The 13,494-nt window shown below is 70.8% G+C and carries 12 protein-coding genes and 1 pseudogene; 9 read left to right on the top strand and 4 right to left on the bottom strand.

The window, feature by feature from the left end; all coding sequences use genetic code 11:
- Positions 1-6: 6 nt before the first annotated feature.
- Together ACIBJB_RS08830 and ACIBJB_RS08825 are read right to left on the bottom strand one after the other, a co-directional pair.
- Positions 7-522 carry a YbaK/EbsC family protein gene (locus tag ACIBJB_RS08830; protein WP_398927985.1) on the bottom strand — a complete coding sequence of 172 codons (516 nt, stop codon included), beginning with the start codon at positions 520-522 and terminating at the stop codon, positions 7-9.
- Positions 474-1,448, bottom strand: a complete 975-nt coding sequence (locus tag ACIBJB_RS08825) for a DMT family transporter (protein WP_398928429.1) — start codon at positions 1,446-1,448, stop codon at positions 474-476. Before ACIBJB_RS08825 ends, ACIBJB_RS08830 begins: the two co-directional genes overlap by 49 nt.
- A gap of 80 nt (positions 1,449-1,528) precedes the next feature.
- Here ACIBJB_RS08825 and ACIBJB_RS08820 point away from each other — a divergent pair, with 80 nt between their 5' ends.
- Complete coding sequence (locus tag ACIBJB_RS08820) at positions 1,529-2,434, top strand: LysR family transcriptional regulator (RefSeq protein WP_398927983.1); 906 nt, start codon at positions 1,529-1,531, stop codon at positions 2,432-2,434.
- A 57-nt stretch (positions 2,435-2,491) separates the two neighbouring features.
- Here the strand turns inward: ACIBJB_RS08820 and ACIBJB_RS08815 are convergent, their stop codons facing one another.
- Entirely contained in the window at positions 2,492-3,343 is an 852-nt protein-coding gene (locus tag ACIBJB_RS08815; protein WP_398927981.1) for a phosphotransferase enzyme family protein, read from the bottom strand.
- A gap of 213 nt (positions 3,344-3,556) precedes the next feature.
- Here ACIBJB_RS08815 and ACIBJB_RS08810 point away from each other — a divergent pair, with 213 nt between their 5' ends.
- The 5 genes and pseudogenes from ACIBJB_RS08810 (at position 3,557) to mgt (ending at position 8,934) form a co-directional block, all read left to right on the top strand.
- On the top strand, positions 3,557-4,492 hold the full coding sequence (locus tag ACIBJB_RS08810; protein ID WP_398927979.1) for a carbohydrate ABC transporter permease: 936 nt from the start codon (positions 3,557-3,559) through the stop codon (positions 4,490-4,492).
- Positions 4,489-5,322 (top strand): carbohydrate ABC transporter permease, encoded by an 834-nt coding sequence (locus ACIBJB_RS08805; protein ID WP_398927976.1) that lies wholly within the window; start codon positions 4,489-4,491, stop codon positions 5,320-5,322. Before ACIBJB_RS08810 ends, ACIBJB_RS08805 begins: the two co-directional genes overlap by 4 nt.
- A complete protein-coding gene (locus ACIBJB_RS08800; protein ID WP_398927974.1) occupies positions 5,322-6,596 on the top strand; it encodes an ABC transporter substrate-binding protein in 1,275 nt (424 codons plus the stop codon). The genes ACIBJB_RS08805 and ACIBJB_RS08800 overlap by 1 nt, the downstream gene beginning before the upstream one ends.
- Before the next feature lie 251 nt (positions 6,597-6,847).
- Entirely contained in the window at positions 6,848-7,621 is a 774-nt protein-coding gene (gene erm, locus ACIBJB_RS08795) for an ErmE/ErmH/ErmO/ErmR family 23S rRNA (adenine(2058)-N(6))-methyltransferase (protein ID WP_398927972.1), read from the top strand.
- Positions 7,622-7,697: 76 nt separating this feature from the next.
- Positions 7,698-8,934 (top strand): annotated as a pseudogene (gene mgt, locus ACIBJB_RS08790) (macrolide-inactivating glycosyltransferase).
- Between the two features lie 73 nt (positions 8,935-9,007).
- Here the strand turns inward: mgt and ACIBJB_RS08785 are convergent.
- Positions 9,008-11,272 carry an MMPL family transporter gene (locus tag ACIBJB_RS08785; protein WP_398927970.1) on the bottom strand — a complete coding sequence of 755 codons (2,265 nt, stop codon included), beginning with the start codon at positions 11,270-11,272 and terminating at the stop codon, positions 9,008-9,010.
- A gap of 234 nt (positions 11,273-11,506) precedes the next feature.
- On the opposite strand from ACIBJB_RS08785, the gene ACIBJB_RS08780 reads away from it, so the two are divergent.
- Genes ACIBJB_RS08780 through ACIBJB_RS08770 form a run of 3 tightly spaced genes read left to right on the top strand, consistent with a single transcriptional unit; the run spans position 11,507 to position 13,494 of the window.
- Positions 11,507-12,055 (top strand): DUF1697 domain-containing protein, encoded by a 549-nt coding sequence (locus ACIBJB_RS08780; RefSeq protein WP_398927967.1) that lies wholly within the window; start codon positions 11,507-11,509, stop codon positions 12,053-12,055.
- Complete coding sequence (locus ACIBJB_RS08775) at positions 12,048-12,413, top strand: DUF4440 domain-containing protein (RefSeq protein ID WP_398927964.1); 366 nt, start codon at positions 12,048-12,050, stop codon at positions 12,411-12,413. The genes ACIBJB_RS08780 and ACIBJB_RS08775 overlap by 8 nt, the downstream gene beginning before the upstream one ends.
- Positions 12,414-12,459: 46 nt before the next feature.
- The gene (locus ACIBJB_RS08770; protein WP_398927962.1) at positions 12,460-13,494 is read left to right on the top strand and encodes a ketopantoate reductase family protein; all 1,035 of its coding nucleotides are present in this window, start codon (positions 12,460-12,462) and stop codon (positions 13,492-13,494) included.

Below are 13,494 nucleotides of genomic sequence, written 5' to 3'. Positions count from 1 at the left end.
AGAGCGTCACTCCGGCGCGGGACCCGCGATGGGCTCCACCCGCGGCTGCGCCAGCCGCTCGTAGTCGGCCCCCGACAGGCACAGCGACCGGTCGAGCCGGGCGGCGTTGAAGTACAGCCGGGGCTGGGCCACGACGTCCGGATCGGCGACGACCTCCAGTTCGGGGTCGAAGCTGAACGGCAGCACCGTGCCGGGGATCGCGCGGGCCAGCCGCTCGGCGGTCTCCGCATCGCTGAACCCGACATAGCGCGCGGCGTACAGCTTCCGGATCGCGTCCAGGTCCACGCGCCGGTCCCCGGGGACGACCGCCAGGACGTTCCGGGTGGTCCGGCGGTCCACCTTGACCCGCAGGACGATGCACTTCGCGGCCTCTGAGGAGGGGTGTCCACGCAGCGCGCACACGGCGTCGGTGGTGCCCTCGGGCGCGTGGTCGATCAGTTTGTAGTCGACGGAGGAGGAGTCGAGCAGGGAGATCAGACGGTCGTGGGTGTCGTGGGTGTCGTAGGCGTCGGTGCCGGGCATCGGGTGTCCTCTTCGGTGGGGTGAACTGCGGTGCGGGGTGGAGTCTTTGTGCGGTGGGCGCGTTCCACGGACTGCCCCCAGTAGGTGCCGGTGAGCATCATGACCGCGCCGAGCCCGGTCAGCAGGGTGAAGTGCTCACCGCCCAGGGCGACCCCCACCGCGGCGGCCCAGATCGGTTCGGTGCCGAGCAACAGGCTGGCCCGGCTGGCCGAGGTGCGCTGCACCGCCCAGGTCTGGGCGAGGAAGGCGAACACACTGCAGAACAGGGCGAGATAGAGCAGCTGCGCCCAGGTGGCCGGGCCGGCGTGGGCCAGGGTCGGAAGCTCGCGTGCGGCCGGGCCGAGGAACAGGGCCGTGCCGACGAGGGTCTGCACGGTCGTGAGGTGCAGCGGCCGTATCGCCCGGCCCGCGGTGAGCCGGCCGACCAGCGCCACGTGCCCGGCCCGTACGACCGCGGCGGCGAGCATCAGCAGGTCCCCGAGGCGGGGCGCGTGGAAGCCGTTGCCCGCCATGAGGAGCGCGACGGCCAGGACGGACACACCGGCGGCGGCGTAGAAGGCGGGCGGCAGACCGCCCCGGTGACCGGTGCGGTCGAGAAGGGGGGTGAGGACGATGGTCAGGCTGATGATGAGCCCGGCGTTGGCGGCGCTGGTGTGGGCGACGCCGTAGGTCTCGACGACGAGGACGGCGGCCTGGGTGAGGCCCAGGGGCACCCCCGCCCGCAGCTCCTCGCGGGTCCACCGGCGCGGCCCTCGACGGGGGGCGGCGACGACTCCCAGGCAGGCGAGCGCGGACAGGGCGTAGCGGGCGAAGAGCACCAGCAGGACGGGGAGAGCGGACGTCGCTGTCTGGGCGGAGAGATAACTCGAACCCCAGACGATCGCGACCAGCAGGAGTACCGCGTCGGTACGGCGGGCGTCGGACATGTCCCTACGGTCCACCAGGAGCCCGCTGAAGCCCAGATCCACCTTCTTCAACGATCTTTTAGTACTCCTACACTGTCGTGATGGACGAACGACAGCTGCGGATCCTGCGGGAGCTCGGCGAACTGGGCAGTGTCACCGCGGTCGCCGAGGCGTTGCTGGTGACCCCGTCGGCGATCTCACAGCAACTGCGGCTGCTGCAGCGTTCGGTCAGGGTCCCGCTGACCGAGCGCGACGGCAGGCGGCTGGTGCTCACGGACGCCGGGCAGGCCCTGGCGGCCGCGGCCATCGAGGTGGAGACGGCGCTGGCACGCGCGCGGCACACGGTCGAGGAGTTCGTGGACCGGCCCGAGGGCGAGGTCTCGGTGGCGGCCTTCCACAGCGCCGGCGCGGCCTTCTTCCCCCTGCTGCTGCGCGCCCTCGCCGACCCCGGCGCCCCCGTCCCGAGGCTGGCCGACGAGGACGTTCCGCAGGAGGACTTCCCCCGCCTCACCCGGGAGTACGACATCGTCCTGGCCCACCGCCTCGACCATGCCCCGCCCTGGCCGCGCACGGTCGCGGTGACCACGCTCCTGCACGAACCTCTGGACGTGGCGATGCCCGCCGACCACCCCCTGGCGGCCGGAGACCGGGTGACCCCGGAAGAGGTGGCCGGCGAGCCGTGGATCACCGTCCACGACGGTTTCCCGGTCATGGCCACCATTGAGGCGGTCGCGGCGGCGGCGGGCCGACGCGTCCACCTCGCCCACCGCATCAACGAGTTCTCGGTGGCCGCGGAGGTGGTGGCCGCGGGCGGCGGCCTGGCACTGATGCCCCGCTGGACGACGCGCCGTCACCCGGCCCTCGCGCTCAGACCCCTGAGCGGCGTCCGGGCACGACGCCACATCGACGCCCTGTACCGCCCGGAGAGGACGGCAAGAAGGGCGGTGCACACGGTGTTGACGGAGCTCAGGAGGGCGGCACAGACAATCCGACGACCAGGGGACTGACCCAGGGGCGCGGGGAACCGCGCGACCAGCCACCTACGACCCGCACTCGCCCACCGGTCAGAACGAGTACCACCGCACCGTCTCGTCACCGTCCCGCAAAGACGCCACCCTGCGCTCGAACTCGGCCAACGCCTTGGGGTTCGACGGCGCATGCTGAGCCGCCCACGCACAGCTGGCCGTCTCCCGGGCCCCGCGCAGCACCGAACACCCCTCCCACTCCCGGACGTCCCACCCGTACGCGGCGGTGAACGCGTCATAGGCCTCCGCGGGCACCCCGTACCGGTCCCGGGACAGCGCCATGACCACCAGATCATGCTCACGCAGATCCGAGGAGAAGGTCTCCAGATCGACGAGAACCGGCCCGTCGGGCCCCACGTGCACATTGCGGGGCAGCGCGTCCCCATGAATCGGCCCCGGCTCCAGACGAGGCGTCACCGCGGCCGCGGCCGCCGCGAAACCGTCCCGCCGCTCCCGGAGGTACGCCGCGTCAGCGGGGTCGATCGCGTCCCCCGCAAGCCTCAGCCACCGCTCCACACCCCCCAGCAGCTCACGCGGCGGCAAGTCGAAGGACGGCTTCGGCAGCGCGTGCACGTCCCGTAGCAGTTCGGCCAAATCCCGTGGCTCGGCGGGCCGTACGGCGTCGGGAAGCCGGTGCCACAGGGTCACCGGATGCCCCTCCACCAACCGCGCCTCCGGCTCGGCCGCCCGCACCGCGGGCACCCCCGCCTCCGCGAGCCACACGGCGATGTCCAGTTCACGGCGTGCCCGGTCGAGGAGCTCGGCGTCGCGGCCCACCTTGACGACCAGGTCACCGGCGGCGAACACGGCGTTCTCGCCCAGGGCGAGCAGCCGGGCCCCGGGCGGCACCCCCGCCGCGGCCAGTACGTCCCGCGCCCGTGTCTCGTCCATCGTCCGGCCCTCCCGGTCCTGACATGTCACGCATGCCTGTGCATGGCCACCGCGAACGGCGTCGAGATCACGCCATCGCCCGGCCAGTCTCGCATTCCCACAGGTGGGCCCGTGTGCACGCCGCCTTGACGGCGCATACCCCCTTCACGACCATGACGGAGGCCCAGGCCAGGAGGGCCGGAACGTCACGAACCGTGCGAAGGAGCCGATGACGTGACCTTGGTGACCGCGACGGAGCGGTCGGCGCAGGGCGCACCGCGCGCCGAGGGGGACCGCCGGCCTCCCGACCGCGGGGCCTGGTTCCTGGTGCTGCCCGCGCTGATCCCGATCCTGGTGCTGAGCGTGGGACCCCTGCTGTACGGGATCCTGCTGGCCTTCACCGACGCCCAGTCGGGCCGGACCCGGGCCACCCAGTGGATCGGCGGCCTCAACTTCCAGGACCTGCTGCACGACACCCTTTTCTGGGAGTCGTTCCGGATCGGCCTGGTGTGGGCGGTCGGCGTGACCGTGCCGCAGTTCCTGCTGGCGCTCGGCCTCGCCCTGCTGCTGGACCAGGACCTCAAGCTGCGCTGGCTCGCCCGTGCCCTCGCGATCATCCCCTGGGCCATGCCCGAGGTGGTCGTCGGTGTCATGTGGCGCCTGGTCTACAACCCGGACGCCGGTGTCCTCAACGAGACCCTCCGCACCCTCGGCCTGGGCGACGGACGTGACTGGCTCAGCGGCCTGTCCACCGCTCTCCCCGCAGTGATCGTCGTAGGCGTCTGGGCCGGGATGCCCCAGACGACGGTCACCCTGCTCGCCGGCCTCCAGAACACCCCGCGCGAACTCCACGAGGCGGCCGCGATGGACGGCGCGGGCGCCTGGCGCCGATTCCGTACGGTCACCTGGCCCGCCCTGCGGCCGGTCGCGTTCGCGATCACCGCCCTCAACTTCATCTGGAACTTCAACTCGTTCGCGCTCGTCTACGTCCTCACCAGCGGTGGACCCGGCGGCCGTACCCGCCTCCCGATGCTCTTCGCCTACGAAGAGGCCTTCCGGTACGGCCAGTTCGGCTACGCGGCCGCGATGGGCTGTGTGATGGTCGCCGTCGTCTCCGTCCTCCTCGCCCTCTTCCTCATGGGCCGGCTCAAGGGGGGTGACGACGCGTGAAAACCAGTACCACCGGCCGCGTCGGCCAGTACGCCGCCCTCTTCGTCTATCTCCTCTTCCTCGCCTTCCCCTTCCTCTGGCTGGTCTCCACCGCCTTCAAGTCCCCGCGAGAACTGGGCAGTCTGCACCCCACCTGGATCCCGCGGAACCCCACCCTCGACAACTTCCGCCAGGCCTTCGACGAACAGCCCCTGTTGCGCGCCGCAGGAAACTCCCTGCTCGCCGCGTCCGCCGCCGCGGTGATCGCCGTACTGATCGCGACCCCGCTGGCGTACGTCATGGCACGCCACCGCACCCGGCTCGCGAAGGCCGCCACGGGCTGGGTGGTGGTCAGCCAGGCCTTCCCGCTCGTGCTGGTGATCATCCCGCTGTTCCTGGTGCTGAAGAACCTCCGGCTGATCAACTCCCTTGCGGGCCTGGTGCTGGTGTACGTCGTGTGGGCGCTGCCGTTCGCGCTGTGGATGCTCGTCGGATACGTCCGTGCCGTGCCGACCGAACTTGAGGAGGCGGCGGCCGTCGACGGAGCCGGGCGCCTCAGGACCCTGGTGTCGGTGACGGCGCCGCTGCTCGCGCCGGGGATCGTGGCGACGGCGCTGTTCGCGTTCATCACCGCGTGGAACGAGTTCTTCTTCGCGCTGGTGCTGCTGAAGACCTCCGACAAACAGACCCTGCCGGTCGTCCTCACCCACTTCATCGGCGCGGAGGGCGTCGCCGACCTCGGCCCACTGGCGGCGGCCGCCTTCCTCGCCACTCTTCCCTCGCTGATCATCTTCGCGATCATCCAACGCCGTATCACGGGAGGCATGTTGGCCGGGGCGGTGAAGAGCTGATGCGGGCTCGCTGGTTCATCGGAGTCCTCCTTCTGCTCCTGGCCGGGTGTACCGGCACGAGCACGCCCGAGGACGGTCGTATCACCCTCCGCTTCCAGTCCCTCGCCTGGCAGGAGGAGTCCGTCGCGGCCAACAAGGCACTCGTGAAGGAGTGGAACGCGACCCATCCCAGAGTGAAGGTCGAGTATGTGCAGGGGAGTTGGGACAGTGTCCACGACCAGTTGCTCACCTCGTTCGAGGGCGGCGAGGCGCCCGACATCATCCACGACGCCTCCGACGACCTCGCGGACTTCGCCTACGGCGGCTACCTCGCGGATCTGGCGGACCTGCTGCCCGAGCGGCTGAAGTCGGACATCCCGCAGCGGAGTTGGGAGACCGCCACCTTCGGCGACGGCGTCTACGGCGTGCCCTTCCTCCAGGAGCCCCGTGTCCTCGTCGCCAACGCCGAGTGGCTGAAGGAGTCCGGCGTCCGGATCCCCACCCCCGAACACCCGTGGAGCTGGGCGGAGTTCCGACGGATCACCGAGCGGCTCAGCGATGACGGCAGGTACGGCGTGGCCTGGCCGCTCAAGGAACCCGTCTCCGCGACCCTCAACCTGTCACTGTCGGCGGGCGGGCAGCTCTTCCACCGGGGCGCCGACGGAAAGGTCACCATCCGCTTCGAGAAGGCCGACGAGACCGTGCCCCGCACGATCCACGACCAGGCGAACACCGACCACAGCGCCTCACCCACCACGCTCGGCAGCGGCGGCTCCGACACCCTGCCCGGCTTCTTCGGCGGCAAGTACGCGATGGTCCCGCTCGGGTTCTCCTACCGCCAGCAGATCGCGCAGCAAGCGCCGAAGGGCTTCCAGTGGCAGGTACTGCCCGCCCCGGCCGGCGCCGACGGGCTCACCCAGGGCGTCAGCCCGCAGACCCTGTCCGTCGCCGAGGACAGCCCCCACAAGAAGGCGGCCGCCGAGTTCATCGACTTCCTGCTCCGGCCCAAGAACATGGTCCGGCTGGCGCTGGGGGACTGGATGCTGCCCACCGGAACCGAGGCCCTGAAGGACCCCGCCCTGCGCACCACCAAGGACGGCTGGGCCACCGGCACCGCCCTCGCCTCCCACCTCACCACGGCTCCCGCGCAGTCCGTCCGCGGCTACCCGGAGTGGAAGGACAAGGTCGCCACCCCCGCCTTCCAGGAGTACTACAGCGGTGCCATCGGCCTCGGTGAGCTGCGTAAACGTCTGGAGGACGATGGCAATCTGGTGCTGGCCCGCTACCAGCGCTGAGGTAATTCGGTTGTCGGCGTCGAGGGCCCGCGCCTAGCGTGCCCTCCGTGGGAGCCTTCAACGCGATGAACATCTCCGGTCTCGGCCGGGGCTGCACGCACTCCATCCGGATGCGCCGCGGCCCCGGAGCCCTGACCGGCCCGGGGCGCGACACCCTCTGACGTCTGCGCGTCCCCGCTTCTCTTTCCCAGTCTTCCGGTCGGGGCCTTCGTCTGCCCGTTTCCCGTCACGGAAGACAAGGACCACTGGCCATGGGCCGCCCCACCCGCGCTTCCCGCGCGCTCTCGCAGAACTTCCTCACCGACCGCGGTGCCGCCGCGCGCCTCGCCGGACTCGCCGTACCCCGACCGACCCCGCTGCTGCTCGAAGTCGGCGCGGGAAAGGGCGCGTTGACCGAGTTGCTCGCCCCGCGCTGCCGCCGGCTGCTCGCGTACGAGATCGACTCGCGGCTCGTTCCCGTACTCCGGGAGCGCTTCTCGGACACCCCCCAAGTGCAGGTGCTGGAGGGGGATTTCCTCGTCGCCCGACCGCCCCGCACTCCGTTCGCCGTCGCCGGCAACGTGCCCTTCTCGCGGACCGCGGACATCGTCGACTGGTGTCTGCGGGCTCCCGCACTCACCGACGCGACCCTCCTCACCCAGCTCGAGTACGCCCGTAAGCGCACCGGGGACTACGGGAGGTGGACGCAGCTGACGGTTCTGAGCTGGCCGCGTCATGAATGGCGGCTGGTGGGCCGTGTCGGTCGGCACAGTTTCCGGCCCGCGCCACGGGTGGACGCGGGGATCCTCCGGATCGAGCGCCGGCGTACCCCGTTGCTCGGGCCCGCAGCGCTGCACGGCTGGCGGCACCTGGTCGAGCTCGGCTTCTCGGGAGTCGGCGGGTCGCTGCATGCGTCCCTGTGCCGGGCCCACCCCCGGCGGCGGGTGGACGCGGCGTTTCGCTCCGCGCGGCTCGACCGGAGGTCGTTGGTGGGTGAGGTGGCGCCGGTGAACTGGCTGCGGCTGTACGAGGTGCTGGCGCCGTGAGCGCGCCCAGGGGCGCGGGGAACTGCGCGACCGGCCACGACGGTGCCGCGGGCAACGGTCGCCGTGCAGCTACGCCATCACATTGCACGATACGTCTCGTCTCGCCTAGTCTCGCTGCCATGACCACTCGCTCGCACATCGCCATGTTCTCCATCGCCGCCCACGGTCACGTGAACCCCAGCCTCGAGGTGATCCGCGAACTCGTGGCGCGCGGGCATCGGGTCACGTACGCCGTCCCGCTCCTGTTCGCCGAGAAGGTCGCCGGGACCGGTGCCGAGGTGAAGCCCTGGAACTCGACCCTTCCCGGCCCCGACGACGACCCGGCGGCCTGGGGCACCGAACTGCTCGACCATGTGGAGCTCTTCCTCGCCGACGCGATCCAGGCCCTGCCGCAGCAGGCCGAGGCGTACGACGGTGACGAACCGGATCTCGTCCTGCACGACATCACCGCCTACCCGGCCCGTATCCTCGCCCATCGCTGGGGCGTGCCGGCGATCTCCCTCTCACCGAACCTCGTCGCCTGGCGGGGCTACGAGGAGGAGGTCGCCGAGCCGATGTGGGCCGAGCCGAAGAAGTCCGAGCGCGGGCAGGCCTACTACGCCCGGTTCCAAAGCTGGCTTGAGGAGAACGGCATCGCCCTGCACCCGGACACCTTCGTCGGCCGTCCCGACCGCTCTCTCGTGCTGATCCCGAAGGCTCTGCAGCCGAACGCCGACCGGGTCGACGAGAGCGTGTACACCTTCGTCGGCGCCTGCCAGGGCGACCGTGGTGCCGAGGGGGAGTGGCAGCGGCCGGCCGCGGCGGAGAAGGTGGCGCTGGTCTCGCTCGGCTCCTCGTTCACCCGGCGGCCCGATTTCTACAAGGAATGCGTCCGGGCCTTCGGTGACCTCCCCGGCTGGCACCTCGTGCTCCAGATCGGCAAACACGTGGACCCGGCCGAACTCGGCACCGTGCCGGACAACGTCGAAGTACGGTCCTGGGTACCGCAGTTGGCGATCCTCAAGCAGGCCGACCTGTTCGTCACGCACGTCGGCGCGGGCGGGAGCCAGGAGGGACTCGCGACCGCCACGCCCATGATCGCCGTACCGCAGGCCGTGGACCAGTTCGGCAACGCGGACATGCTCCAGAGCCTCGGTGTCGCCCGCCGGATCGACACCGGGGAGGCGACCGCCGAAGCCCTGAAAGAGGCCGCCCTCGCGCTCGTCGACGACCCCGGAGTCGCCCGGAAACTGAAGGAGATCCAGGCAGAGATGGCGCAGGAGGGCGGCACCCGCAGGGCGGCCGACCTCATCGAGGCGGAACTGCCCGCATGAGTGAGGGCCCGTTGGTACCCCGGTCACCAACGGGCCCTCAGTACAAGGGGGTTCAGCCTTCGCGGAAGAAGGCTCAGACCCTCACAGGCTCACCCTCGTCGTCCCGCGCCGCGGGCGCCGCCACGGCGTCCGCGGCCTCGTCGTGGGTGAGGTCGGGCAGCCGGTTCAGCCACTTCGGCAGGTACCAGTTGCGCTCGCCGAGCAGCGCCATCACCGCCGGGAGCAGCACGCCCCGGATGATCGTCGCGTCGATCAGCACCGCGGCCGCGAGGCCCACGCCCATCTGCTTCATGGACTGCATGGACAGCGTCCCGAAGATCGCGAACACGGCGACCATGATGACGGCGGCGCTGGTGACGACACCGGCCGTGGTGACCACGCCGTGCTGGATCGCGTCCCTCGTCGTACGGCCCCGCAGGCGGGCCTCGCGGATCCGTGAGACCACGAACACGTGGTAGTCCATCGACAGGCCGAACAGGATCACGAAGAGGAACAGCGGCAGCCAGGTGATGATGGCGCCGACGCCCTCCGCGCCCACCAGCGAGGCACCCCAGCCGTGCTGGAAGACGGCGACGAGGATGCCGTAAGCGGCGCCCACCGACAGCAGGTTGAGCACGATCGAGGTGATCGCGACCGTCAGCGAGCGGAACGACAGCAGCATCAGGACGAACGCGAAGACCACCACGAACGCGAAGACCGGGACGACCGCTCCGGTCAGCTGGTCGTTGAAGTCCTTGGAACCCGCCACCTGTCCGGTGATCGGTGCCTGGAGACCGTCGACCTTGCCGAGCGTGGCCGGACGTACCTCGTCGCGCAGCGTGTCCAGGCTCTGTCCGGCCTTGTCGAAGTCGGAGCCGCCCACCAGCGGGACGTACACGAAGGCGAGGTTCTGCGCGTCGTGCAGCTTGATCTCGACCGGGCCCCGCGAGGCTCCCGAGGAGATCGCCCGCTCCTTGAAGTCGGCCAGCGCGCCGGTGACTTCGGGTGCGTTGATGTCGGCCGCCTTGACGACCACCTCGGCCGGGTCCGAACCGCCGGGGAAGGCGTCGTTGACCCGGTTGTACGTCTGCACGATCGGCAGCGAGTCGCCGAACTCCTGGTCCAGGGTGAGGTTCTGGGTCTTCATGCCGAGCGCGGGTGCCGCGATGGCGAGCAGCGCGCCGGCCGCGACCACGACCGAGACGACGGGCCTCGCGAGAACGCCCTTCAGCACGGCCGTCCAGAACCGGCTCTCCCGGTTGCCGCCCCGCTTGCGGCGCAGCCGGCTCTCCGGGTGCAGGAAGGGGATCTTGCCCTTCTCGACCCGTCCGCCCAGCAGCGAGAGCAGCGCGGGCAGCACGGTCACGGAACCGACCATGGCGACCGCCACGACCATCAGCGAGGCTAGGCCCATCGCCTCGAACTCGGCGAGCCCGGTGAACAGCATGCCCGCCATCGCCACGCACACCGTGACACCCGAGACGATGATCGCGCGGCCGCTGGTGGCGGCGGCGATCCGCAGAGCGGTCTGCGCGTCCCGGCCGGCCTGCCGCTCCTCGCGCTCACGGCGCAGATAGAACAGGCAGTAGTCGACTCCGACGGCCAGACCGACCAGCAGCATCACGGAGTTGGCGGTGTCGCTCATGGGCATCACATGGCTGACGATGCCCATCAGACCCATGGTCGCCATGATGGCGCTGACGGCCAGAAGCACCGGCAGCAGGGCCGCGACCAACGCGCCGAACGCGATGAGCAGGATGCCGAGGGCCACCGGCACCGCGGAGAGCTCGGCCTTCTCGAAGTCGTCGCCGAACGCGTCGGAGAACGTCTTGTTCATGCTGGCGCCGCCGATCTCCTCGATCCGCAGCGACCCGTGCTCCTTCTGCACTCCCTCGACGGCCTTCAGCACCGGCTCGACCCGGTCCCCGGCGGTGTCCGCCTCGCCGCGCATGTCGAACTGCACGAGCGCGCTGCGGCCGTCCTTCGAGATCGTGTCCGTGTCGTACGGCGAGGTCACGTCCGTGGCCTTGCCGGTACCCTCGACCGCCTTCATCACCGCGGAGACAGCGGCCCTGAAGTCGGCGTCGGTCGCCTTGCCGCCGGCGTCCTTGGCCTGGATCAGCACCGTCTCACTGGCCGGCTCGTCGATCCCGGCGTCCTCGATGATCTTCGCGGCGGTGTGCGTCTCCCCCTTGAGCTGGTCGCTCTCCTTGACGTCGACCCGGCCCGCAGCCGAGCCGAGTCCCATCGCCAGGACGACGAACAGCACCCAGATACCGACGGCAGCCCATCGGTGCCGTGCGCTCCAGCCGCCGGCCCGGGCGGCCAGGCCCCGCACCCTTGTGTCTCCGTTCCCCATGACGGGCTTGCCCCCTTGTGAGCGGTGGCAGCCCCCTGCCGCCACCTTTCACTTAGAAGGTATGAGCTGGATAAACCCGTCTCGTCGTGCTGTCCGGTGAAGTGCGGGCACCGCCCGCTCCTCCCAAGGGACCGCGCGCCCTCCGTACTGGGGAGGACCGTGACCCTTACATCTAACGGCCCTTGTGCGGGGCGATGATCAGGGTCCGAGCGAAGGCCGTCCTAGGGTGTGCTCATGACGACCACGTATGCGGCGCTGCTGCGCGGAATCAACGTCGGCGGCAACAGGAAGGTCCCCATGGCCGACCTGCGCACGCTGATGGAAGACCTCGGACACGGCGGGGTACGCAGCTACCTCCAGAGCGGGCAGGCCGTGTTCACCGCCGACCACGGCGACGAGGAGTCCCTGGCCGCCGAACTCACGGACGCGATCGAGAAGCGGTTCGGCTTCCCGGTCGACGTGATCGTCCGCGACCACGCCTACCTGAAGGCCGTCGCCGACGCCTGCCCCTTCCCGGCCGCCGAGATGGAGGCCAAACAGCTCCACGTCACCTACTTCTCCGCGCCCGTCGACGCGGACCGCTTCGCGGAGATCGACCAGGCCGCCTACCTCCCGGAGGAGTTCCGCCTCGGCGACCGGGCCCTGTACCTGTACGCCCCGAACGGTCTCGGCCGCTCCAAGCTCGCCGAGCACCTGTCCAAGCCGAGGCTGAACAAGGGCGTGATCGCCACCAGCCGCAACTGGAACACCGTCGTCAAGCTGGTGGAGATGACCGGTGAGTGACCGTGATCCCGCCGTGGAGGCCGCCGTCCAGGGCGAGTTGCGGCTCCTCGACCCCGAGGTACGCGCCTCGCCCGAGCTGGTGGGCGCGCTGCTGCACCCCGAGTTCCACGAGTTCGGCGCGTCCGGGCGGCACTGGGACCGCCTGTCGATCATCGCCGCCCTCGCCGGGGCCTCGGATCAGGAGGCCGGGCCGATCGCGGCGTCCGGGATGAGGGGGGTCCGTCTCGCGCCGGACGTCGTTCATCTCACCTTCGACACGGAGCACAACGGCGGCCGGGCACACCGCAGTTCACTGTGGCGGCGCACGCCGAGCGGGTGGCTGCTGTACTTCCACCAGGCGACGCCGTTCGCGGGATGACCCTCCGGACGCACCGCGGTCGACACCGCTGTGCGAGGCTCGTCCCATGCGCTACATCATCATCGGGGCAGGGGCGGTCGGCGGGGCCGTCGGTGGGCGGCTCGCGGGGGCCGGGCACGAGGTCGTTCTGGTCGCGCGGGGCGCGCAGTACGCGGCGCTGAGAGACGGGGGACTGCGGCTGAGGGTGCCGGAGGGCGAGTTCACGTACCGGCTCCCGGTCGTGGAGGGGCCGGCTGGACTCGGCGTACTGCGCGCCGACGACGTGCTCGTCCTCGCCGTGAAGACCCAGGATACGGAAGGCGCCCTGGACGCGTGGGGTCCGGCCCCGGTCGAGGGCGGCGGCACGGCGGCCGAGCGGCTGCCGCTGCTGTGCGCGCAGAACGGCGTGGAGGGGCAGCGCGTGGCCCTGCGGCGATTCCGGCATGTGTACGGCGTCTGCGTCTGGCTGCCGGCGACTTTCGTGGAACCCGGGCTGGTCTCCGCCGCGGGCAGCCCGCTCACCGGCATCCTGCACCTGGGTGTGTACCCGCACGGCACGGACGAGACCGCCCGGCGGATCGCCGCCGACCTGGAGAAGTCGAGGTTCGAGGCACCGGTCGTGCCGGACCTCGCCCGCTGGCAGTACGCCAAGCTGCTGTCCAACCTCGCCAACGCCGTCGAGGCGGTCGCCGGTCCCCTCGAGGACGGAGCGGCCGTGGCGCTCGTCGAGCGGGTACAGGCCGAGGGCGTGGCCGTCCTGGAGGCCGCCGGAATCGCGTACACGAGTCCCGAGGAACAGCGCGAGGTCCGCCGCGACAAGATCACCCTGCTGCCGCTCGACGACGCCCCGCGCGGCGGCGGCTCCTCCTGGCAGTCCCTCACCCGCGGCACCGGCACCATCGAGGCCGACTACCTCAACGGCGAGATCGCCCTCCTCGGCCGCCTGCACGGCGTCCCGACCCCGCTGAACGACCTCCTCCAGCGGCTCGCCAACACCTACGCCCGCGAACGCAGGGAGGCCGGGTCGATGCCGGTGGGAGAGCTGGTACGGCTGGCCGACGAGGCCGTCACAGCCGTAGAGAATCAGCCCTCCGGAGAGTAG

The sequence above is a fragment of the Streptomyces sp. NPDC050759 genome (genome assembly GCF_044456945.1).
Classification (GTDB): Bacteria; Actinomycetota; Actinomycetes; order Streptomycetales; family Streptomycetaceae; genus Streptomyces.
The sequence above is the reverse complement of the archived record's forward strand: the minus strand, read 5'-3'. Positions and strand labels throughout refer to the sequence as shown.

Bases quoted from the DNA above. Each gene is read 5' to 3' on its own strand.
- ACIBJB_RS08800 (WP_398927974.1), top strand. From the start codon at position 5,322: ATGCGGGCTCGCTGGTTCATCGGAGTCCTCCTTCTGCTCCTGGCCGGG.
- ACIBJB_RS08815 (WP_398927981.1), bottom strand. From the start codon at position 3,343: ATGGACGAGACACGGGCGCGGGACGTACTGGCCGCGGCGGGGGTGCCG.
- ACIBJB_RS08820 (WP_398927983.1), top strand. From the start codon at position 1,529: ATGGACGAACGACAGCTGCGGATCCTGCGGGAGCTCGGCGAACTGGGC.
- ACIBJB_RS08825 (WP_398928429.1), bottom strand. From the start codon at position 1,448: ATGTCCGACGCCCGCCGTACCGACGCGGTACTCCTGCTGGTCGCGATC.
- ACIBJB_RS08780 (WP_398927967.1), top strand. From the start codon at position 11,507: ATGACGACCACGTATGCGGCGCTGCTGCGCGGAATCAACGTCGGCGGC.
- ACIBJB_RS08830 (WP_398927985.1), bottom strand. From the start codon at position 522: ATGCCCGGCACCGACGCCTACGACACCCACGACACCCACGACCGTCTG.
- ACIBJB_RS08770 (WP_398927962.1), top strand. From the start codon at position 12,460: ATGCGCTACATCATCATCGGGGCAGGGGCGGTCGGCGGGGCCGTCGGT.
- ACIBJB_RS08785 (WP_398927970.1), bottom strand. From the start codon at position 11,272: ATGGGGAACGGAGACACAAGGGTGCGGGGCCTGGCCGCCCGGGCCGGC.
- erm (WP_398927972.1), top strand. From the start codon at position 6,848: ATGGGCCGCCCCACCCGCGCTTCCCGCGCGCTCTCGCAGAACTTCCTC.